Source organism: Persicitalea jodogahamensis (assembly GCF_014651615.1).
Taxonomy (GTDB): Bacteria; Bacteroidota; Bacteroidia; order Cytophagales; family Spirosomataceae; genus Persicitalea; species Persicitalea jodogahamensis.
In genome coordinates this window covers 319310-339692 of sequence record NZ_BMXF01000005.1, presented here as the reverse complement: position 1 = coordinate 339692, position 20383 = coordinate 319310, and the positions used below count along the sequence as shown (strand labels likewise).

The window sequence follows — 20383 nt, the reverse complement described above, 5'->3', positions numbered from 1 at the left end:
TAAAGGTCAATGCAGGACATATCGTATCAATCTTTTAATCTGGCTTCATTCGTACCACGCAATCACCTCCTCACTGGGTTTCCGTTGCAGATCAGGAACTGTGGCGTCCGCAGCCGCATAGCCGACGGGGATGAGCAGGAATGGCTTCTCGTTGGCGGGGCGCGCTAGCAATTTTGTCAGAAAATCCATCGGGCTGGGGGTGTGCGTGAGCGCCACCAGCCCGGCTTGGTGAATGGCCGTGAGCAGAAAGCCGCAGGCAATGCCTACCGACTCATTGACGTAGTAGTGCGTTTGCCTTTCGCCCTCCTCCCCCATTCCATAAATCTGCCGAAAAACGATGATGAGCCAGGGAGCAGTTTCCAGAAATGGCTTATGCCAGTCGGTACCGAAAGGCTGCAGGTCGCGGAGCCATTCCTCACTCATGCGCCCGTGGTAGCTGCGATACTCCTCTTCTTCCGCCGCCGCCCGGATTTTGCTTTTTGTGGCAGGGTCACTCACCGCACAGAAAGTCCATGGTTGTTTGTGGGCCCCGGATGGCGCGGTAGAAGCGGCCATAATCATCTGTTCGATAGCTTTCTTTGGCACCGGATGGTCGGAGAAAAAGCGCAGCGAGCGGCGGGTTTCCATGAAGCGATGATAGTCCTGGCAGTTGCGAATAAGTTCAGCTGGTTGGACAGAAGGTTTGGAAAAGTAGGAAACCTGAGAAGACATCTTGTACTATTTCGTGGTATTCAAATATACGCATACAGGCGAAAAGTGGCGTTCGTTTGCTGTATTTTGATGGTTTACTATATAAGAAAGACCGTTCAAGCGGTTTGCTGTGCCGAATAATAATTTCTGTTCAATGGTCCTTTGCCTTACCAGAAGAATCACTTTACTTTGCGTATATCACTCACGAAACAAAATCTATTATATCATGAAAAAATTAATTTCCTCTCTTTTTATCGTAGCGCTGCTTGCGGTTTCCGCTGAAAGTGTAGTCGCGCAGTCATATCAGAATGGCGATAAGTTACTTAACGTAGGTATCGGTCTTGGTACTTATGGCGGCGGTGGCCTGGGTTTCGGCGGTTCCTTTGAATATGGCGTCCATGATGCAATCAGCGTCGGCGTTATGGGTGGTTACTCAGGCAGGAACTACCTGGGATCTAGATGGTCAGTACTTACCATTGGTGCGCGTGGCTCGTACCACTTCAACGAGCTACTGAACTTGGATAACGATCAGATAGACTTATACGCAGGTCTGGGATTGGGATATCGTAACTTCAGCTGGGACTATGCTGGTTTTGGAGATGCATACAGCTACGGAAGCGGCGTAACATTTTTGGGCCACATTGGCGGCAAATACTATTTCCAACCCAACTTAGGCGTTTTTGCTGAATTGGGCTCAGGATTCGGTGTTCTGCAAGCCGGAGTAAGCTTTAAGTTCTAATTTAATCCAAAAAGAACTGATTTTTCCAAAGCGTCGCTATGATTTTAGCGACGCTTTTTTACTTTTAGCCCTGAAAGGAAAAAGTTTATTCAATTTTTTTAATCTAAAATCCTGTTTGTGATGAAAAAAATCTTTTTACTTCTAGCAATGGTAAGTGTGTTTGGGGCTTGTCAGAAAAAGGAATACCCAACCTTCAATTATACCAATACCACGGTTTCTACCAGTCAAAAGCAAGTTTCTACGCCTGCCGAAGTTGTCGCCGCTGATGTGGAAACCCCGGCTATTTCCACGCCACAAGTACTTTCTGCCTCTGCCGACGAGGAGGTCGTCGTCATGACTGAGGAGGAAGTCGCGTTGTCGGTAATCCCTTCCGAAGCGATTACGCCAAATGCGGCTCCCGGTGTAGCAAAAACTACGGCAGCCAAGCCAGCCAAGTTGACCTGGACCCAGAAGATTGCGGCTAAGAAAATTCAGAAGCAGATCAAAAAAGCCAGTTCGCCCGAAACGGCCAAGGCCGCGAAGGCGGAGAACACGATCGCCCTTCTCTCGCTAGTTTTTGGTGGAGCAGGATTACTCCTGCTATTGCTTGGTAGTGGATTAGGGATATTACTTGGTATCGCCGGTCTAGTGCTTGGAATCGTTGGTTTGGGGCGTATCAAGAAAGGACAGGCTCCCGATTCTACCAAAACAATGTCACTTTTGGGGGTCATTTTTGGTGGTCTGGTGACCCTGCTGGGACTCATCGTCGTAGCGGCTGTCGCATCGTACGGCGGTTTCTATTGAGAGTAGAACTTCCGTCCCAAACCGGGAGGTTGCTTCTTGGAACAATTACTCGAGTTGGCATTCATACAAATACCCGCGTCTTATGGCGCGGGTATCTTTGTGATTCAGGTTGTTAAAAAAATTCTGTAAGCTATGAAAAGGCTTGTTATCCTTATAGCGTTTGTTTGGGCAAGCCAAGCTTGTCACAGAAAGGAATATGCTCTTTTTGACGATCTGGCTGCCAGGCCATATCTTCATGAGACAAGAAGCAACCCGCCCGTCATTGAGAAACGGGTCTTTTTGGCGGAAGCCGACTCGTCGGGAATTTTACAGGAAGAGAAACAGGTAGTTGTTGCGCAGCCAATACTCGCTTTGGCAAAAGCAGCCAACCCGCAGCGAGCTTTTATCAAGAAGAAACAAATTAAGACCAGCAGACTATCGAAACAAAGCGTAAAGCCTTTATTTAAGCAGAAAATAGATGAGCCCAAACCTCTTCCCTCTCGGGGTTTGGGAGTGGCTTCATTAGTCTTGGGAGCAGTTGGTTTGGTTCTATTGATTCCATCGCTGTTTACGCTGGAACTATTCGGACTGGCATTTACAGGCTTTCTGTTAGGGATAACCGGTATTTTTTTTGGAATCTTCAGTCTGCTTCGACAAAAAGATAGTCCAGATGTACCCTCTGGAAAGACTGCTGCAATAATTGGCGTAATTTTCAGCTCGCTCGCTATGGCCGCCGGAGCGTGGCTGGTGATGGTTTATATCTTCGTCACACTTTTTTCGGCGTTGTTTAGTTTCAGCTGATAAAGCCGTCTTTTACACCCCCCACTTATCCAGTTGCTTTACCAGCACATCCATATCTTTCGGATAAGGAGCCGTCACCTGAACGCCCTCGCCAGCCATCAGAAAAAATGACAATGAGTAGGCGTGCAAGGCTACTCGCTGGATTAGCGGCTGCTCCTCTGAACCCTGTTTCAGATTGAATTTTCTTTTTATTTTGGATAAAAAAATCGGCTCGCCGCCGTACTGCGGATCATTGACGATGGGGGCTCTCAGGCAGGAGAGGTGAATACGGATCTGGTGCATCCGACCCGTGATGGGGATGCATTCTACCAGCGTGTAGCCTTTGTAGATTTTCAGCGTATTGAAAATAGTCTCGGCCACCTTGCCTTTTTGGCGGTCGATGGTCACAGCGGTGCCGTTTTTCAGCTGCATGATGGGTAGATACACCGACACGCTGTCGAACTCGTGTATTCCATTCGTGACGGCGTGGTAGCGTTTGGTCACCTCGCGGGCCTCAAACTGCATGGCCAGATGGCGGTACGCTTCGCGATGTTTGGCGAACGCCAGCGCGCCGGAGGTTTCCTTGTCGAGCCGGTGGGCGGCCATCAACTCGGGGTTGTACTCTCGGGCCAGTCGCAGCAGACTATCGCCCCGGTCGGCGGTCCGCTCGTCGAGCGTGGCCAGGTTAGTGGGTTTATTGACAATCAGGAAATCGTCGTTCTCGAAAAGAATAAGGTCTTGAAAATTATACTTCATGGGGGTTTTCGGCGGTCGGCATTCGGCTTTTCAAACTCACCGATTCCCAGGCCAATTAATTTAAAATTCTTTTGTAAGCGATCAGCTTTGATGCTGTTTAGCTTTTGACAAAGGTCGCAAGATTATTGAGATAAGCCCATAACGGTAAACCCTCTTCCTATTGTTCTTTTAATCTCAAATCAAAAAAGCCGACGGCCGTAAGTCGATCGCTGAGAGCCACAATGAAAAAACTCATTCCTTTTCTTCCGCTGCTCTTCCTGAACGCCAGCCAGCCCGATGTGCCGCCGCACACGACCTGGGCCACCTACCGGGCTGACGCAGCAAGTACGGCCTATTCAGCTCTGGATCAAATCAACCTCAGCAACGTCGAAAATCTGGAAGTCGCCTGGACCTACCAATCGGGCGACGCGCGGGAGGGCAACCGCTCGTCCATCCAGTGCAATCCTATCGTGGCCGATGGGCGCATGTACGTTAGTTCGCCGGCGCTGAAACTGATGGCTCTCGATCCCGAAACCGGACGCGAGCTCTGGCGATTCGATCCTTTTGCCGGGCAAACCGCCAACGGTACCAACCGGGGCGTCGTGTATTGGGAGTCGGGCTCGGACAAGCGCGTGTACTTTTCTGCCGGGCCCTACCTTTACGCCCTGAATGCTGCAACCGGGGCATCAGTGAAGGATTTTGGCAAAAATGGCCGGATAGACTTGCGGGAAGGGTTAGGTCGCGACGCCGAGAAACTGACGGTCTGGGCGTCGTCGCCCGGCATTGTTTTTCAGGATTTGCTGATTCAGGGGACCGCGCTCACCGAAGGCTATGATGCGGCCCCCGGCTTTGTGCGGGCCTATGAACTGAAAACCGGGAAAATCGCCTGGACTTTCCGCACGATTCCGCAACCCGGTGAGTTTGGCTACGATACCTGGCCCAAGGAAGCGCACAAAGAAGTCGGTGGGGCCAACTCGTGGGCGGGGCTATGCCTGGATGAAAAGCGCGGCCTCGTCTTCGTGCCGACGGGGTCGGCTGCATTTGACTTTTACGGCGGCAATCGCGCGGGCGAAAACCTATTTGCCAATTGTCTGTTGGCGCTCGATGCCCGCAGCGGCAAGCGTATCTGGCACTACCAGCTCGTCCACCACGACCTTTGGGACTACGACCTACCCGCCCCGCCCACATTGGTGACGCTGAAACAAAACGGCAAAACCATCGACGCCGTGGCTCAAACTACCAAAATGGGCATGGTTTTCGTCTTCGACCGCGAAACGGGTAAGCCGATTTTTCCCATCGAGGAACGGCCCGTGCCGCCATCTGCTTTGGTGGGCGAAACTACCTCGCCCACACAGCCATTCCCAACCAAGCCCAAGCCCTTTGTGCGCCAAGTATTTAGCCGCGCTGATATCTCGGATGTTACCCCGAAATCCAAGGAATTCCTCATCAATTTTATCAAAGGGGCCACGCTTGGCGACATCTACACGCCGCCGGGTGTGGATGGAGTCGTGCAATTTCCCGGTACACGTGGCGGAGCCGAATGGGGTGGACCATCTTTTGACCCCGAAACCGGAATCATGTACGTGAATGCCAATGAAGTACCGCTGCTGGTCAAGATGAAGAAGCTGGAAACCGCCAATAACGGCACGCTGGCGGCGCAGGGTAGCAAACTGTACGCCCTCAATGGCTGCGCGGCTTGTCACGGTGGCGACCGTGCGGGCAGCAGCGTTTATCCATCGTTGGCAAACCTGTCCGCGCGGCGCACTGAAGCCGAAGTGAGTACCATACTGGCTAACGGCCGCGGACAGATGCCCGCTTTTCTGGCTATTTCGGGGAAAGAAAAGGAAGCGTTGCTGGCTTTTTTATTGGATAAAAACCAGGAAGCAAAAGCAGCGACAGCCGAGAAAGTACCCACGCGTTACGTCCACAACGGCTGGAATATTTTGCAGGACGAGGACGGTTATCCCGGCGTGAAGCCACCCTGGGGAACGCTCAATGCCATCGACCTGAACAAAGGCGAAATTTTGTGGCAAGTACCACTGGGTGAGTACAAAGAATTGATGGACAAAGGCTTGTCGCCTACCGGAACGCAGAATCTTGGTGGCAGTGTCGTGACGGCGGGTGGACTGGTATTTATCGGCGCGACCAAGGACGAGAAGTTCCGGGCCTTCGACAAGCGCACAGGCAAGGTAGTTTGGGAGTATAAACTACCCTTCGGCGGGTATGCGACGCCCTCCATTTATCAGGTAAAAGGAAAGCAATACATTGTCATCGCGGCGGGTGGCGGCGGCAAAGTTGGCTCGCCTTCGGGGGATAGTTACGTGGCGTTTCGCTTGAAATGAGTGGAGAAGTGATTATGGGCAGGGATGGATTTTTTTGATTATTAGAATCCTCCTTCGTGTTTTCAACTACTTTTGAAAAAAAATCGGCCAGGCCATCGGAAAAACTGAAAGGCCGGGGGCCGAAAGCCAACTGCCATGAAAAAACTTTTTCTCATCGCCTTTCTAACGCCATTTATGCTATCGGCCCAGCCCATTCCACTTGCAAAAAAACTCCACGATGCCCACGCTACCTACCGCGAAAGTACCTTAACGCAACGCCGCTTCAAACACAAGGATGTGCAGGCATTGCTGGACAAACGCCGCGGCAATCCACTCTACGAAATCACCAAGGTTGGCGAATCTTTCGAAGGGCGCGCCATCGATATGGTCAAAGTCGGCCGTGGCCCGCATAAAGCCCTATTGTGGACCCAAATGCACGGCGACGAGCCCACCGCGACAATGGCAGTGCTCGACATCCTGAATTTTCTGGAAAGCAAGAATGACGATTTCGATGCGTTGCGGGCGCAACTACTCGATAGCCTGACGCTGTACATTGTGCCCATGCTGAACCCCGACGGGGCCGAGCGTTACCAGCGACGCACCGCACAGGGCATCGACATGAACCGCGATGCGCTGTACCTCCAAACCCCCGAGGGCCGTATCCTGAAAGAATTGCAGCAGACTTTGCAGCCCGAATACGGTTTCAACCTCCACGATCAGAGTCCGCGCTACTCGGCGGGCCGCAGCGGCAACGTAGCCACGATTTCGTTTCTGGCGACGGCTTACGACTACGACCGCAACATCAACTCCGTGCGCGAGAAATCCATGAAAATGGTCGTGCGGATGAATCGCCTTTTGCAGACCTTTATTCCGGGTCAGGTGGCCCGCTATGCCGACGACCACGAACCGCGCGCCTTCGGCGACAACGTGCAGAAATGGGGAACTACCCTTATTCTCATCGAGTCGGGCGGCTACCTTGGTGATCCCGAAAAGCAGTACATTCGTCAGCTCAACTTCGTTGCCATCCTGTCGGGCCTGGCCGCCGTAGCCGACGGCTCAATAGCCGACGAAACCCGCGACGATTACTACCAGATTCCCGAGAACGAACGCTACCTCTACGACCTGCTGGTGCGCAACGCGACGGTGAAACTGGGCGGCAAGAGCTACCAAACTGACTTTGGGATCAACCGCAATGAGGTCAACTACGCCAACGCCAGCAAATTCTTCTATTACAGCAAGATAGAAGAATACGGCGATCTATCGACGCACTACGGCAGCCAGGAAATCAACGCTGACGGCTACACGCTGGAACGCGGAAAGGTATATCCTGCTACTCTGAAAAGCATTAGCGACGCCGCTAAACTGAATCCCGTGGAACTCTGGAAGCAAGGCTACACTTATTTGCGCGTCGCTAACACCTCGGGCCGCAGCCTGGGCCTGTACCTTACGGTGCATCCTTTCCATATTCTGCGCTCCGCTTCTACCCCGACCGGTTCACCGGATATGGGTGACGCCGCAACCTTTATCCTGAAGAAAGACGGGAAGGTACGTTATGTTGTGGTGAATGGGTTTGTGTACGATCTGGAAGAGAAATTTTCAAAAAAAGGTAACGGCTTGGTAGAGTGAGTTTTTGTTTGGCGAGTTAGTCCCTTTCGCTAATTTTGTTTTCCTGTAAACATAATTACATGCTAAAAATTGTACTTGGCTACGCTACTATCAGCCTGATTTTTTCAGCTAGTGCACTGGCACAAAGTGCCGCCACCGACACGCTGCAACTCAACGAGGTGGTAGTTTCGGCTTCCAAGTTCGGCGAACTCAAGCGCAACGTTCCCTACCAGATTGAGCAGGTCAAGCGTTCGGATATTGCTTTCCGGAATGCCCAAACCTCGGCGGATGTCCTGACGCAGAGCGGTCAGGTATTTGTACAAAAGAGTCAGGCGGGTGGCGGGAGTCCTGTCCTGCGCGGCTTCGAGGCCAACCGTATCCTGCTCGTGGTGGACGGCGTGCGGCTGAACAACGCCATCTTTCGCGGCGGACACCTCCAAAACGTGCTGCGCATCGACCAGAATATGCTGGACCAGTTAGAGATCCTGTACGGCCCAAACTCCGTCGTGTATGGTAGCGACGCCTTGGGCGGGGTACTTCACTTCAAAACCCGGATGCCGGAATTGTCCGACCAACCATCCACGCTTTTCAAAACCTCGATCCTGACCCGCTACGCCTCGGCCAACAATGAGTGGACCACCAACGCGACTGTCAACATAGGTCGCGAGAAGTGGGCCTCGCTCACGGGCTTCACCGCCTCCGACTTCGGCGACCTGCGGCAGGGGGCCAACCGCCGCGACGCTTATCCCGATTTTGGCAAAAGGCCTGATTATGTCACGCAGGAAAATGGTAAGGACGTCATCAAGCAGAACGACAAGCCCAATGTGCAGGTCGGAACAGGCTATAAGCAGTACGATTTTATCCAGAAATTCCGTTTCCAGCCTTCTGCGCGAGTGCAGCACATCCTCAATTTACAATATTCTACTACTACCGACGTGCCGCGCTACGACCGCCTGACGCAGGTCAGAAACGGCAAGCTCCGCTATGGGGATTGGTACTACGGCCCGGAAAAGCGCTTCCTGGCTTCGTACCAGCTGACCCTGACAGGAGAAAAGTACTACGATGAAATGCAGGTTACGGCGGCCTACCAAAATATCGGTGAAAGCCGCCACTCCCGCTCTCTCAATAGCACCCAGCTGAAAAGCCAGAACGAAAACGTGAAGGTTTACAGCCTGAACGCCGATGCCCAAAAGCGGCTCGGCGCGCACACGCTTCGCTACGGGCTGGAATATATTCACAACGACGTAGATTCGCGGGCTACCTTCACCAACATTACCACCGGTAGTCAAACATCGGCGGATACGCGCTATCCCGATGGTGGCAGTTCGATGGACTGGCTGGCTGCCTACGCCACCGATCAATGGAGTCTGAGCGATCAGTGGATTCTCAACGGTGGGGTACGGCTGAATCAGGTGAATTTGAAAGCTAGTTTTGTGTCGAAGGAATTTTTTCCTTTTCCGTTTGAGGACGCCGGACAGAACAGTACGGCAGTCACGGGCAACCTGGGGCTGGTGTGGCTGCCTTCACGTACCTCCAAGGTTTCGCTTCTGGGTTCGACCGGCTTCCGTGCCCCGAACGTGGATGATCTGGGCAAAGTGTTCGACTCTCAACCGGGACTAGTCGTAATTCCCAACCCTGACCTCAAACCGGAATACTCTTATAACACTGAGGTTTCGGTAGAGCAATGGTTCGGTAAGGTTCTTAAATTCAATGGTACTATATATCATTCCTGGCTGCGCGACGCGCTGGTTCTAACCCCCTATACTTTCAACGGGCGCGATAGTATCGACTACAACGGGCAACTCAGTCGCGTGACCGCCAACCAGAATCAGCAGCGAGCCTACGTGCAGGGCGTTAGTGTAGAGTTAAACGCTTATCCTGCTGCGAATTGGCGGTTGCAGGCGATTTACAATAAAACCAAAGGCCGGGTGCTGGAAGATAACGGAAGTAAGTCGCCACTCGACCATATTCCACCTTCCTATGGCAAAGTAAGCGTGCAGTGGCAACGGAAGCAGTGGCGGGCCGAGGCGTTCAGCCTGTACAATGGCTGGAAGCGCATCGCCGACTACCGACTAAACGCCGAGGACAACGAGTCCGGCGCGACCCCCGAAGGCATGCCTGCCTGGTACACGCTGAACGTGCGGGCTTCTTATCAGATAACGAGTTCTTTAACAATTCAGGCCTCCGTCGAGAATATTACGGATGCCAACTACCGAACCTTCGCCAGTGGTGTAAGTGCCGCGGGACGCAGCTTCATCGTGGCGTTGCGGGGGAATTTTTAAAAGTGTAGATTTTTACAAAAGGAAAGGGAAACTGCTCGCAGTTTCCCTTTCCTTTTGGTGATTTTTTCAAAAAAATCGGTACTTACTTCATCCGTTTTAGCTTGGCTTCAATCGTCTGCTGAGTATGTGGTACTACGCGGAGACGCTCTTTTGGAATAAGCTTTCCGCTGTCGACACAAATACCGTAAGTACCATTCTTGATGCGCACGAGGGCATTTTCAAGCTGTATGGCGTATTTCTGCAGGCGGGCGGCCATCTGGCTCAGGTTCTCACGCTCGCTGGCGTCGGCTCCGTCCTCCAATAACTTGGCAGTGCCGCCAGTCATGTCGGTACCACTGTCGTTTTTCTTGCTCAGTGTGCCTTTGATATAGTTTAATTCGTTCATCGTGCCTTCCAGCTTTTCCTGGATCAACGCCTCAAACTCCCGGAGTTCATCCTCCGAGTAACGGGTCCTTTCTTCTTGCATTTGGATATAGGTTTAAGAGTTGGCAGAGTCACGCGTAAAAAATTTCCGCAAAATTAACAGAAATAATCCACAATTCGGTAATCTGACTTACTGTTTACGCACATAAACCAGGCTATTGCCAAATGATTTCTACCTTTGCCGCTTACAGGCCTATTTTCAGTCCGCTTCTAGCTGCTTCTCATGTCTTTGAGTCCCCGTCTCATCGCGTTTATCCTGGCTGTGCTGATCGCAGCGATCAGCACGACGTTCCTGGCTTTTGTCCCCAACGTTACCACAAGCATGCTGTTTGTGGTGGGGGCGGCGAGCTTTGCGGGATCGTTTGGATTAGTGCTTTACACCATCGAGATCATTGTGTACCGGGAGGTCAATAAAATGTACCGCACGATCAGGAAACTCAAATTGAAGGACTTCGACATCTCGCGGAAGTCGCTGGTGCGGGAGAATAACCCTCTGAAACGTCTGAACGACGAGATATTTGTGTATGTGGCCAAGAAACAGAAGGAGATAGAAGAACTCAAAAAGCTGGAGCAGTTTCGCCGCGAATTCCTCGCCGATGTATCGCACGAGTTAAAAACCCCGATTTTCGCCGCACAGGGCTTTTTGCATACGCTTATCGACGGGGCTATGGACGATGAGAAAGTGCGCGACCGGTTCCTGAAAAAAGCCGCAAAAAGCCTAGACGGACTCGATGCCCTGGTGAAAGACCTCGTGACACTCTCACAGATGGAAACCGGGGCGATTAAAATGAACATTGAGCGCATCGACCTGCGCCTGGTAGTGGAAGAAGTACTGGAGCGTCTGGAAAAAATCGCGCAGGATCGCAAGGTTTCCTTTAAAGTGAAACCCGATAACCTGACTGAAGTATGGGTCAATGCTGATGGACATCGCATTGAGCAGGTGATGGTCAACCTCATTGAAAACGCCGTAAAGTACAACAAAGAGGGAGGCAAGGTTATCATCCACTTCAACGAGGAGAAGAAGCACAGCGTCATTTCGGTGCGCGACAATGGGCCGGGCATCCCGGCGGAGCATCTGAACCGTATATTCGAGCGTTTTTACCGGGTGGAGAAAAGCCGTTCCAAGGAGCGCGGCGGCACGGGACTGGGCCTGGCCATAGTAAAGCATATCCTGAATGGCCACGGCTCTAAGATTGCCGTGATGTCCAAGCCGGGCAAAGGAACTACCTTTACATTCAAACTCGATAAAGCCGAAGAAGTATGAATTACCTGACCTCACTCATCGCCGGTATGGCACTTTGCTGCCTGGCCTGTGTATCCGACAATGAGCCCGGTTCTACCACTACCTCTCCCAAAGTAACGCCGGCAGACTCCACGCAAGGCATCAGTTTCCTGTCGCTGGGTGACTCCTACACCATTGGCGAAAGCGTGCCGGAAGCGGCCCGCTGGTCGGTACAATTTGCCGAAATGCTGCGCAAGGACGGGCTTGCCGTAGCGTCGCCCGATATCATCGCCCGCACGGGCTGGACGACGGCTGAACTAGCAACTGGAATCATCCAAGCCAAAAATGACAAAACGTATGATCTGGTATCGCTCCTGATCGGAGTAAATAATCAGTACCGGGGTCAAACCATCGACCGCTACCGCAACGAGTTCAGAAGCCTGCTGGACACCAGCGTTAAATTTGCCAAAGGCAATAAGAAGCAGGTTTTCGTGCTTTCGACGCCCGACTGGGGCGTGTCGCCTTTTGGCAAAAACAGCGACCGCGCCAAGATTACCCGCGAGATCGACGCCTTCAATGCCGTGGCGAAAGAAGAATGCGAAAAAGCGGGTATTCTGTTCATCGACATCACGCCCATTTCACGCTCAGGCCTCAACGATCCCAGCATGTTCGCTTCCGATGACCTCCACTTTTCGGGCAAAATGTACGGCTTATGGGCAAAGGAAGCCCTGCCAAAAGTAAAGGCCTTGTTGGGTAAATAGGTTATGCTTTATTCTTTTTGAAACAATCTCAAATTAAATTCACTCACACAAAATCACCATATGTTTGTACATACCGTATTCTTCTGGCTTAAGGAAAAAGACAATGACGCTGCCCGTGCTGCCTTGCACGCGGGTCTTAAAGAGCTATCGACCATCAGCGAAATCCAGACGGCCTATGTGGGAACGCCCGCAAGTACCCGCCGTCCGGTAATCGACCATACGTACGATTTCTCAATTACCTTCATCTTTCCGGACAAAGCCACGCAGGATGTTTATCAGGACCACCCCGACCACCACAAATTCATTGACAAGTGCGCTGCACTCTGGGATCGGGTTCAGGTGTACGATGCTGTGTCCTAGTATCGTTTAGCTGGATATTTCCAGAGTAAAGGCTTGTCGGAATTCCTTTCCGACAAGCCTTTATTTATTTTAATAGTCAAAAAATCACCGTTTTTCTCAGATCCAGTCCCACTCCTTGCGGTACTTGCGCGAGAGCAGAGCATTGGCTTCGCTATCGCCCCGGAATTTTTCGCGCCGGGCGTTCCATTGCAGCGGGCGGCCCAGCCGCCAGGAAATCAGGCCCAGGTGCATGGGCATCGTCATCATTCGGGCATAAGCCAGATTGGATTCGGGTTGGGTGCGGTTCTTGACGGCATCCACGAAGTTTTGCTGGTGCCCCGGTGAGCGCGTAATGGTGATAGGAACGCTGTCTATATCGCCCATTACTTCGCCATTGATCGTGATTTCCCGGCTGCCGTAGTCGCACAGCAGTGTTCCCTTGTCTCCTTCAAAGTAGGCGCCAATACCCCGCCCGGCGGCACCGGGAACGTTGGGAGGCGCGGTAGTCCAGTGAATTTTCAGGTCGTCGAACTGGTAGTCTACGTCAATCCATTTCGGCGTGTTACCCGCGCCATCCGACTTTTCGCCCCGCGCGCTGACGCTCGTCAGATTCTGCGGATCGAGTGCCCACCATACCACATCGGCAATGTGGCACCAAAAATCCTGAAACACACCGCCCGAATAATCCAGAAAGTAGCGGTATGTAAAATGGCAGCGTTCAGGGGAATATGGCGAGTACGGAGCCGGACCTAGCCAATAGTTCCAATTAAGGGTAGACGGAGGCTCCTGGTACTGTGGGGCACCCATGATGGGTGGTGCGCCCGACTTCCAAAGACGCACAGTGTGCACCTTGCCAATGACTCCCGACCGGATCAGTTCCACTATCCGGTGGTAGTTGTCTCCCGCGTGAATCTGAGTGCCCAGCTGAAAGATCCGGTCGTGTTTATTCAGGGATTTGAGCATTTGCTGGCCTTCCTTCACGCTGTACGAAAGCGGTTTTTCACCATATACATCTTTCCCCGCTTCAAAAGCCAGAATGGCCACCTGCGCGTGCCAATGGTCGGGGGTGGCGCAGGTGATGGCATCGATGTCCTTTCTTTCCAGAATTTTACGGAAATCGCCGTAGGTGTCTACCCTGGCATCGGGCCGCAGTTCCAGTAAGGTACTTTTGGCCTTGGCCAGGTGTGTTTCGTCCAGGTCACAGAGGGCGACGGTATCTACCTCGGGAATGCCGGCAAACCATTTAAGATGGTTGGTACCCATGCCGTTGACGCCAATGTGGGCCACGCGCAGACGGTCGCTGGCTGCCACCTTGCGCGTGAAACCGGGCAGCAGCGTAAGTCCAAGGGCGGCGGCTGAGCCTTGTTTGAGAAACTGGCGGCGGTTTGGGAAGGTGTTCATTGTTCAGTGTTTGTTTTTAAAAGCCGGAATTGGCGTTTTTATCACGTTCATTTCGAAGGACTACCGCAACTCCGCGAGCGAAAGCATGCGCGACCTGCGGGTCAGTAAATGGATGATGCCCCAGGCGATGAGGTAGGTGAAGCCACAAATCGTGAAAATGATGTTATACCCCCCCGCCAGATTCCCGGCAGCCTTGTAGGTATCCAGCAGGCTGCCGATCAAAATCGGAAACAGGATGCCGCCGATGGCTCCCGCCATACCACCGATACCCACCACCGAACTCACAGCCTGTTTGGGAAACATATCCGAAGGCAGCGTGAATACGTTCGTCGCCCAGGCTTGGTGAAGGGCCACGGCGAAGCTGATGAGGCCTACGGCCACCCACACGTTGTCAGCAAACTGAATGCCGATGACCGACAATTCAAGGACCGCAAACGCCAGCAGAACTGCCTTACGGGCTTTGATGACGGGCCAGCCCCGCTTGATGAGCTGCGATGAAAACCAACCTCCGCTGATGCTGCCGACAGTGGTTGCGGTATAAATAATCATCAGTTCCAGGCTGAATTTTTTGAGATCCAGATCGAAAGTCGTGGCGAAGTACGACGGTAGCCAGAACAGAAAAAACCAGTAAATCGGGTCGATCAGTCCTTTGCCCGTGATATAGGCCCAGGTTTGGGGAAAAGTGAACAGCTTGGTCCAGCTTACTTTTGCCTTCTCTCCTACCCCTTTTTCCTCGGCCTCCTGCCCACCGATGATGTAGTCGTATTCTTCGGTCGTCAATCGTTTTTGCTGCGCAGGAATATCGTAAAAAATCAGCCAGAAAATCAGCCAAACGAAGCCCAGCGCTCCGGTAATCCAGAAGACCTCCTGCCAGCCATAGTGGCTCAGAATCCAGGGTACCAGGATAAGCGCTACCACCACGCCCACGCTCGTGCCGGCGTTGAACAGTCCAGTAGCCAGGGCGCGCTCTTTATTGGGAAACCATTCGGCTACGGTCTTGACTGCTGCCGGGTAGTTTCCTGCCTCGCCCAGCCCCAGCCCTACCCGAGCCAGGCCAAAGCCAAAGGCCGAGCGTGCTACGGCGTGTAACATGCCGGCGATGCTCCAGAAGGTAACGGTGAGTGAATAACCGAGTTTGGTGCCTACTTTATCAATAAACCAGCCGAACGAAACCAAACCCACGGCATAAGCTGCCGTAAATGCCATAACGATGCGGGCAAAGTCGGTCTCTGTCCAGCTGAACTCGACTTCGAGAATCGGTTTCAGCAGGCCGATGATCTGACGATCGAGGTAGTTGATAGTGGTGGCCGTGAAGAGCAGCGCCACCACGAGCCAACGGTAATTTTTGATTCTGCCCATGCGAGAAGAGGAAGGTTTAGGGTTGGTTGCCATCAACCTCTGCATTAAGGGGCAAACAGGCCCAATTATACTCTTTGCGCCATGGGTAGCTTCATGGTGTTTGCGATGGCGAAATCAGTGGAGATTGGTATGGCGATGGTACTTGTTATTTCCTGTTGCCCCACCAATATACAAATCCGGTAATTGATAAAGAGGCGCCGATCAGCGAGGCTAGGAAGGCCAATAAACGGGTGGGTAAGCCAAAAATATTTCCCAGGTGTATGTCGTAGGCCAAGCCGTTCAGGGTGGTGAAGAGGCTTGCGTCCTGATGGAGTCCGTGCTGAAAACTACCAGACAGTCTTGCACCGGTGTATCGGTCGAAGTAATACTGGTCGACATTCGTTACGGTTCTGTTTTTATCAATTACGGATACCTGGACAGGGTCATCGCTGGCGTGGGGATTGCTGATTCTGATATTGTTATCGGGGAATTCTTTCCTGAAATGCTCCCCCAGTTGATCCATGATCTGGTACTGGGCCAGGTCCGCTTGGGTAGTGTCTACGGCAGAACGAGGGACATCGTATTTTATCCGATCTTCCTGAGTAAAACCTTTTACTGAAGATTTTATGATTTTGAACCCCCAAAAGAGTCCCGTCATCACCAGGAAAATCAGCACCCAGCTGCTATAAAATCCCAGAACATTGTGCAAGTCGTAGTTAAGTCTTTTTCGTGAAGCGCTCCATTTGATGGTAAACCGCTGCTTCCGCTGTGATCTCCGGGCAGGCCACCAGAGCACGATTCCAGAAATAATCATGAGCAGATAGAGCAGGGTACCCCAGTGCACGATTTCGCGGCCGATGTCGCCCAGCATGAGATTCCGATGCAAAAATTTCAGGTTGTTCAGCCAGCCCTTCTTCATGTCCTGCAAATGGATCAGCTCCCCGGTATAGGGGTTCAGGTTGGCATGATAGTACGTTCCGGGCGCATAAAGAAGTAGCTGGACTGCCTTCGAAGGGCCACGGTAGTAAACCGTACGAAAGTCGGCGTCGGGTAATGCCGCCTCAACGGATTTTTTGAGGACAGGAATACCCACGAAGGGTTTTTCCTGGGGTTCGACATTTTCCCGGTAGGCAATGGCCGCAAATTCCGGCTCCCAGCAATAGAGGGCTCCTGATAAAGAGATAACTAGAAATAAACTTCCCAGCGGAAGCCCCAGCCATAAATGCAGTTTTCCGAACCAGTACTTCATTCAGTCTTCCATTGCAACCCTTCGTACCGTGAGTTAGTATTCGGGCTTTTACATGAAAGTCTTCCGGGTACTTTCCATACTATACGCAGTGTAGAATAGTAGGACAGACATACTATTTAAAATGGATTTTTCACGCTGGTATAGCCATCGTTATTTCAGCTCACAGAAATACAGCGTCCAATTTTCCCTGGCCGCCAATTCAGGTTTGGCGGCCAGGGGTTTGTTACAATTCTGCTGTCTCTTCGTAAATCTCGGTAATGTTTTTGAGGTCTCCCGCCATTTCTGAGTTCTCTTCGAGCGATTTGACCCAGGCCTCTACCAAAATCTGACTGGTGGCGCTACATGCCTGCAATCCGTAAGAGTATGGCCGCGAACCAGTCGTATGGGTGAATGTGATGTCATGGATACAGTCATTGGGACTTCCGTCCTCTCCGATCACCCGGTAACTGGCGTCGATATCGAGACCTCCCGTGTAATAGTAATATTTGCCGCGCTCCTTGAATACCAAATCTTTTTGATTGGTTTTCAGCAGGGCTTTTGCTTCGTCTGCCCCGATAAACGTAGCTCTCGCCCGACGCACCACGCCCTGTTTTACCAGTGACTTGAAAGGATACTCATCCAGGCTGACGGGCTTTTGCCCCCCGCAATGGATAAACATTTGGTAGTCGATGGTATAGGTAGCTTCACCGTCCTTCACCTCGACCGTCGTTAACCCTTTTTTGTGTTCGTCAGCTACCGTGACACGCCCTGTTACGATCTCCAGTTTTCCGGCATCATACAATGCCAGCAGGAGATTGCCCGAAGGTAAAGGCATGGCCGCAATGACGTTCATCAGAAAAGACATTACTTCTTTCCGGAATTGCAGGTGGTCTTCGGCGGGCATCAGCTCCGCGTGAAAATTCAGGGTGTACATCAGGTCGTCCATCACTTCTTTCCAGTGGATGGGCTTCTTGTTCTCGACGGAAATTTTAGCTTCTTTCATTTCGTAGCGCATCCCTTCGAAAGCATTGCCGAACTCGTGTTTATCCGACATCGTCTCCACAAAATCACTCAGCGTAAACGATGCATCGGCCAATTTTTCGACCATGTCGGGCAGCTTGTCTTTTTTAAAGGCTTTCCTTAGGGCCGGGCGGCACACTTTGTCGAAAAACGTTTCGAGTCGCAGGTACCCGTCGGCATCTAGCATCGCAAAAATTTCTTCCCGCTTCACATGGCGGTAAATTTCCCGGATGGGCTCTTCTTGCTCATATTGAAGATTCGGCAACCAGCCATGCGCATCGTGCATGGCTATGCTGAATCCCTCGGCTCCTTTGGCCGGATGAAAAGTCATCTTTCCGTCTTTGTCAGTCGTAAATTTGCCGTGCTTTCTCGACAGGGACGACACCACGTCGAAAGCACTCAGGGAGGCCCCCAGCGTACCGATCTTGAAATTGTGAAAGGTACCGTCCTTCGGCAAAATCTTATGAATAGGCCACGGGGAGGCATAAGTACCCGACGCCACGTCATCTTCCTCAGTCCAGACGTGCCCCGTTGCCACCACTACTTTACTGAACGTGTACTTTTTTCCATCGATGACTTTCAGAACAACTTCATCCCGCTCGGCCTTGTACTTGATATCTACTACCTCACAGTTGGGGAATTGCCGGACTTCGATACCTCCCTCGGCAAGTTTCCCAATGATAGCCCGGTATTGTGCCTGCAGATACTGCCCCAGAGCCAGACGGTTATACACCTCCGACTTACTTATTTTTTCGTCGGCCAGACCCAGGTTTTTTAGCGTCTTCTTGTCCTGTTGTTGCAGCCAATCCGCAAATGGTATGATGAGTTCCGGTAGTTCTTCCGAAGCAATATTGGACAGGTTGCAGAGGTCAGTCGTTTTGGGATTATAGGGCATTCCCATGCCCAGGATGTCGTCCTTCTCGAAAATGGCGACTTCTTCGATGTGCTCATGCAGTACATCGGTATTGTCCATCAGGTGTTTGAGCAGGTAGATGGCCGTTGCTCCGCTTCCGATAATAGCAATCTTTTTCATGTATAAATACCTTAGTGGTAAATGAATTTGAATGATGAAGTAATATGAATTTTTGTGGTATGTCCCTCGCTTAAACTGAATCAGAGAGGCTCTGTTTACTTTTTGTTCGTGTTATTCTTCGTTTCTTTCTGGTTGCAGTTTCTCATCGATCAGCTTCTGAATGTTGCTGATGGATCTGTTCCATTTTTTATAAATTTCCTCCGGTCGTTGGTACTCTTCTACACCCAGTTTTTCGAGTTCATCGTCGGCCAATAGCCACGGGGCGTGCCGGTAGGCAGTGGGTAGTTTGCTCAGATAGGCCAGCTCGGAGGTAATGTATTCGGCTGCTTTGTCGTACTTCAGGGACTGATGCACCGGATTGGTATAGTACAGATGCAGGGCCTGATTGTTCCAGTTGAACCAGTTGGAGCAGACGTCGTAGTCGAGCAAAAGGCTTTCAAACCAGGCAGCCCCCCACCGCCAGTCTATTTCATAATCACGCGCCAGAAAACTGGCAGCATTGACCCGGCCCCGATTGCTCATGAACCCCGTTCGGTTGAGTTGGTGCATGTGGGCATCCAGAAAAGGAATGCCGGTCGACCCGTACTTCCATCGGTCGAATAGCTCATAGTCTTCACGCCAATCTGTTTTCACCTGCTTATAGCCGCCCGGATAAAAAACCTTATCCCCAAACCTCAACCCCAGAAAGCTGAAATAATCCCGCCAAACTACCTCAAATACCAGCCACCAGGTAGAGACATTCTTCTTTACATCTTTTTCGTACTCTTTTACTGTGTGGTATATCATTCGGGGCGACAGGCTCCCGTGCGCCAGGTACGGAGAAAACTTGCTGCTGTAATCGGTGCCCAACGATTTGTTTCTGGTCCACTTGTAGGTGGTAAGAAGTTCCGAATCGAACGTATAGTACCGAAGGCGTTCGAGTGCGGCGGTTTCCCCGGCCGGGAAAGCATCAGCGTTGTAGTCGGTGGCCAGTTCGTCATCGGCAAACCCGATTTTCGCCGATTGGTCCACGTCTCCGTAGTCTTCCAGATTTACAACCTTGATTTTTTCCGGCGTCGGAAACAGCGCCCGAGGTTCTGTGGCTTTGGCGGTGTTGATACGAAAGACCTTACTGGTCAGCGGTATATCGTCCAGGGCAAAGGGTACATCATCAATATGGTACAAAGTCCGGCCCCACACGGGAAGTACGTTGCAGGAGTGCGATTTTAAGTTCACACCCAGCTGCGCTTCTACCTCGGTTTCCTCACTCATGATCTCTTTCTGGTAGATCAACGCAGTGCATCCGTGAGCGGCCACGAGTTCAGGCAATAGTACTTCTGGCCTGCCGTACGCAATCAGTAAATCGCCACCCTGTTTTCTGTAATTTTCCCTGAGATCGTTCAGCGTATCCTGTAAGTACCTGTATCGGAGATGACTCGTTTTGCGAAAGCCCAGGTCCAGCACACGGTAATGACGTTCGTCGTAAATATAGACCGGGAGTACTTCATCAAATTCCGAACAGGCCCGGGCCAGACATTCGTTGTCGTGGAGCCGGAGATCGGAGCGATGCCAGTACAGTACTCTTTTACCCATTGCCTTCTATCTTGTGAACAGGCAATCAGGTATAAAATAATCGTACCCCAGATAGTATGACTTGCGCAGGGGTAGCGGCTGTTTGTAATCAGCGGGAAGAGGGAAAGGAGTATGTTGGAAAGGCGGCGTAGT

General features: G+C 51.8%; 17 protein-coding genes. 9 read left to right on the top strand and 8 right to left on the bottom strand.

The genetic code is table 11. The annotated features are described in order from the left end of the window. Positions 1-45: 45 nt before the first annotated feature. Complete coding sequence (locus IE117_RS22555) at positions 46-627, bottom strand: nitroreductase family protein (protein ID WP_308439297.1); 582 nt, start codon at positions 625-627, stop codon at positions 46-48. A 289-nt stretch (positions 628-916) separates the two neighbouring features. Between IE117_RS22555 and IE117_RS22550 the strand changes: the two genes are divergently transcribed. The 3 genes from IE117_RS22550 (at position 917) to IE117_RS22540 (ending at position 2992) form a co-directional block, all read left to right on the top strand. Further along, the gene (locus tag IE117_RS22550) at positions 917-1429 is read left to right on the top strand and encodes a hypothetical protein (protein ID WP_189567551.1); all 513 of its coding nucleotides are present in this window, start codon (positions 917-919) and stop codon (positions 1427-1429) included. Positions 1430-1549: 120 nt separating this feature from the next. Further along, entirely contained in the window at positions 1550-2212 is a 663-nt protein-coding gene (locus IE117_RS22545; protein ID WP_189567549.1) for a hypothetical protein, read from the top strand. A gap of 132 nt (positions 2213-2344) precedes the next feature. Beyond that, the gene (locus IE117_RS22540) at positions 2345-2992 is read left to right on the top strand and encodes a hypothetical protein (protein ID WP_189567547.1); all 648 of its coding nucleotides are present in this window, start codon (positions 2345-2347) and stop codon (positions 2990-2992) included. A gap of 12 nt (positions 2993-3004) precedes the next feature. Here IE117_RS22540 and IE117_RS22535 read toward each other — a convergent pair whose 3' ends face one another. After that, positions 3005-3727 carry an RluA family pseudouridine synthase gene (locus tag IE117_RS22535; RefSeq protein WP_189567545.1) on the bottom strand — a complete coding sequence of 241 codons (723 nt, stop codon included), beginning with the start codon at positions 3725-3727 and terminating at the stop codon, positions 3005-3007. Positions 3728-3948: 221 nt separating this feature from the next. Here IE117_RS22535 and IE117_RS22530 point away from each other — a divergent pair, with 221 nt between their 5' ends. From IE117_RS22530 to IE117_RS22520, 3 genes are all read left to right on the top strand, one after another. Beyond that, entirely contained in the window at positions 3949-6048 is a 2100-nt protein-coding gene (locus tag IE117_RS22530; RefSeq protein ID WP_189567543.1) for an outer membrane protein assembly factor BamB family protein, read from the top strand. Positions 6049-6183: 135 nt separating this feature from the next. Then, complete coding sequence (locus IE117_RS22525; RefSeq protein WP_229581315.1) at positions 6184-7653, top strand: M14 family zinc carboxypeptidase; 1470 nt, start codon at positions 6184-6186, stop codon at positions 7651-7653. Between the two features lie 59 nt (positions 7654-7712). Next, positions 7713-9914 carry a TonB-dependent receptor plug domain-containing protein gene (locus IE117_RS22520; RefSeq protein ID WP_189567533.1) on the top strand — a complete coding sequence of 734 codons (2202 nt, stop codon included), beginning with the start codon at positions 7713-7715 and terminating at the stop codon, positions 9912-9914. A gap of 82 nt (positions 9915-9996) precedes the next feature. Here IE117_RS22520 and IE117_RS22515 read toward each other — a convergent pair whose 3' ends face one another. Then, the gene (locus IE117_RS22515) at positions 9997-10380 is read right to left on the bottom strand and encodes a TraR/DksA family transcriptional regulator (RefSeq protein WP_189567531.1); all 384 of its coding nucleotides are present in this window, start codon (positions 10378-10380) and stop codon (positions 9997-9999) included. A gap of 180 nt (positions 10381-10560) precedes the next feature. Here IE117_RS22515 and IE117_RS22510 point away from each other — a divergent pair, with 180 nt between their 5' ends. Genes IE117_RS22510 through IE117_RS22500 form a run of 3 tightly spaced genes read left to right on the top strand, consistent with a single transcriptional unit; the run spans position 10561 to position 12680 of the window. Further along, positions 10561-11601: a sensor histidine kinase gene (locus IE117_RS22510; protein ID WP_189567529.1), complete on the top strand. Its 1041-nt coding sequence runs from the start codon at positions 10561-10563 to the stop codon at positions 11599-11601. Continuing rightward, complete coding sequence (locus IE117_RS22505; RefSeq protein WP_229581312.1) at positions 11598-12320, top strand: SGNH/GDSL hydrolase family protein; 723 nt, start codon at positions 11598-11600, stop codon at positions 12318-12320. The genes IE117_RS22510 and IE117_RS22505 overlap by 4 nt, the downstream gene beginning before the upstream one ends. Positions 12321-12380: 60 nt before the next feature. Continuing rightward, on the top strand, positions 12381-12680 hold the full coding sequence (locus tag IE117_RS22500) for a Dabb family protein (protein ID WP_189567527.1): 300 nt from the start codon (positions 12381-12383) through the stop codon (positions 12678-12680). 96 nt (positions 12681-12776) lie between these two features. Here IE117_RS22500 and IE117_RS22495 read toward each other — a convergent pair whose 3' ends face one another. The 5 genes from IE117_RS22495 to IE117_RS22475 all read right to left on the bottom strand — a co-directional run bounded on the left by IE117_RS22495 (position 12777) and on the right by IE117_RS22475 (position 20251). Beyond that, a complete protein-coding gene (locus IE117_RS22495) occupies positions 12777-14060 on the bottom strand; it encodes a Gfo/Idh/MocA family protein (protein WP_189567525.1) in 1284 nt (427 codons plus the stop codon). A 60-nt stretch (positions 14061-14120) separates the two neighbouring features. After that, positions 14121-15419: an MFS transporter gene (locus IE117_RS22490; protein WP_189567523.1), complete on the bottom strand. Its 1299-nt coding sequence runs from the start codon at positions 15417-15419 to the stop codon at positions 14121-14123. Positions 15420-15564: 145 nt separating this feature from the next. Beyond that, entirely contained in the window at positions 15565-16647 is a 1083-nt protein-coding gene (locus tag IE117_RS22485) for a PepSY-associated TM helix domain-containing protein (protein WP_189567521.1), read from the bottom strand. 223 nt (positions 16648-16870) lie between these two features. Continuing rightward, positions 16871-18679 (bottom strand): FAD/NAD(P)-binding protein, encoded by a 1809-nt coding sequence (locus tag IE117_RS22480; RefSeq protein ID WP_189567519.1) that lies wholly within the window; start codon positions 18677-18679, stop codon positions 16871-16873. Between the two features lie 111 nt (positions 18680-18790). After that, complete coding sequence (locus IE117_RS22475) at positions 18791-20251, bottom strand: DASH family cryptochrome (protein ID WP_189567517.1); 1461 nt, start codon at positions 20249-20251, stop codon at positions 18791-18793. Positions 20252-20383 lie beyond the last annotated feature (132 nt).

Excerpts from the sequence above, each read along its gene's own strand:
- IE117_RS22485 (WP_189567521.1), bottom strand. The coding sequence starts at position 16,647 with ATGAAGTACTGGTTCGGAAAACTGCATTTATGGCTGGGGCTTCCGCTG.
- IE117_RS22550 (WP_189567551.1), top strand. The coding sequence starts at position 917 with ATGAAAAAATTAATTTCCTCTCTTTTTATCGTAGCGCTGCTTGCGGTT.
- IE117_RS22555 (WP_308439297.1), bottom strand. The coding sequence starts at position 627 with ATGGAAACCCGCCGCTCGCTGCGCTTTTTCTCCGACCATCCGGTGCCA.
- IE117_RS22480 (WP_189567519.1), bottom strand. The coding sequence starts at position 18,679 with ATGAAAAAGATTGCTATTATCGGAAGCGGAGCAACGGCCATCTACCTG.
- IE117_RS22540 (WP_189567547.1), top strand. The coding sequence starts at position 2,345 with ATGAAAAGGCTTGTTATCCTTATAGCGTTTGTTTGGGCAAGCCAAGCT.
- IE117_RS22510 (WP_189567529.1), top strand. The coding sequence starts at position 10,561 with ATGTCTTTGAGTCCCCGTCTCATCGCGTTTATCCTGGCTGTGCTGATC.
- IE117_RS22525 (WP_229581315.1), top strand. The coding sequence starts at position 6,184 with ATGAAAAAACTTTTTCTCATCGCCTTTCTAACGCCATTTATGCTATCG.
- IE117_RS22515 (WP_189567531.1), bottom strand. The coding sequence starts at position 10,380 with ATGCAAGAAGAAAGGACCCGTTACTCGGAGGATGAACTCCGGGAGTTT.
- IE117_RS22505 (WP_229581312.1), top strand. The coding sequence starts at position 11,598 with ATGAATTACCTGACCTCACTCATCGCCGGTATGGCACTTTGCTGCCTG.
- IE117_RS22530 (WP_189567543.1), top strand. The coding sequence starts at position 3,949 with ATGAAAAAACTCATTCCTTTTCTTCCGCTGCTCTTCCTGAACGCCAGC.
- IE117_RS22490 (WP_189567523.1), bottom strand. The coding sequence starts at position 15,419 with ATGGGCAGAATCAAAAATTACCGTTGGCTCGTGGTGGCGCTGCTCTTC.
- IE117_RS22545 (WP_189567549.1), top strand. The coding sequence starts at position 1,550 with ATGAAAAAAATCTTTTTACTTCTAGCAATGGTAAGTGTGTTTGGGGCT.
- IE117_RS22495 (WP_189567525.1), bottom strand. The coding sequence starts at position 14,060 with ATGAACACCTTCCCAAACCGCCGCCAGTTTCTCAAACAAGGCTCAGCC.
- IE117_RS22475 (WP_189567517.1), bottom strand. The coding sequence starts at position 20,251 with ATGGGTAAAAGAGTACTGTACTGGCATCGCTCCGATCTCCGGCTCCAC.
- IE117_RS22520 (WP_189567533.1), top strand. The coding sequence starts at position 7,713 with ATGCTAAAAATTGTACTTGGCTACGCTACTATCAGCCTGATTTTTTCA.
- IE117_RS22535 (WP_189567545.1), bottom strand. The coding sequence starts at position 3,727 with ATGAAGTATAATTTTCAAGACCTTATTCTTTTCGAGAACGACGATTTC.
- IE117_RS22500 (WP_189567527.1), top strand. The coding sequence starts at position 12,381 with ATGTTTGTACATACCGTATTCTTCTGGCTTAAGGAAAAAGACAATGAC.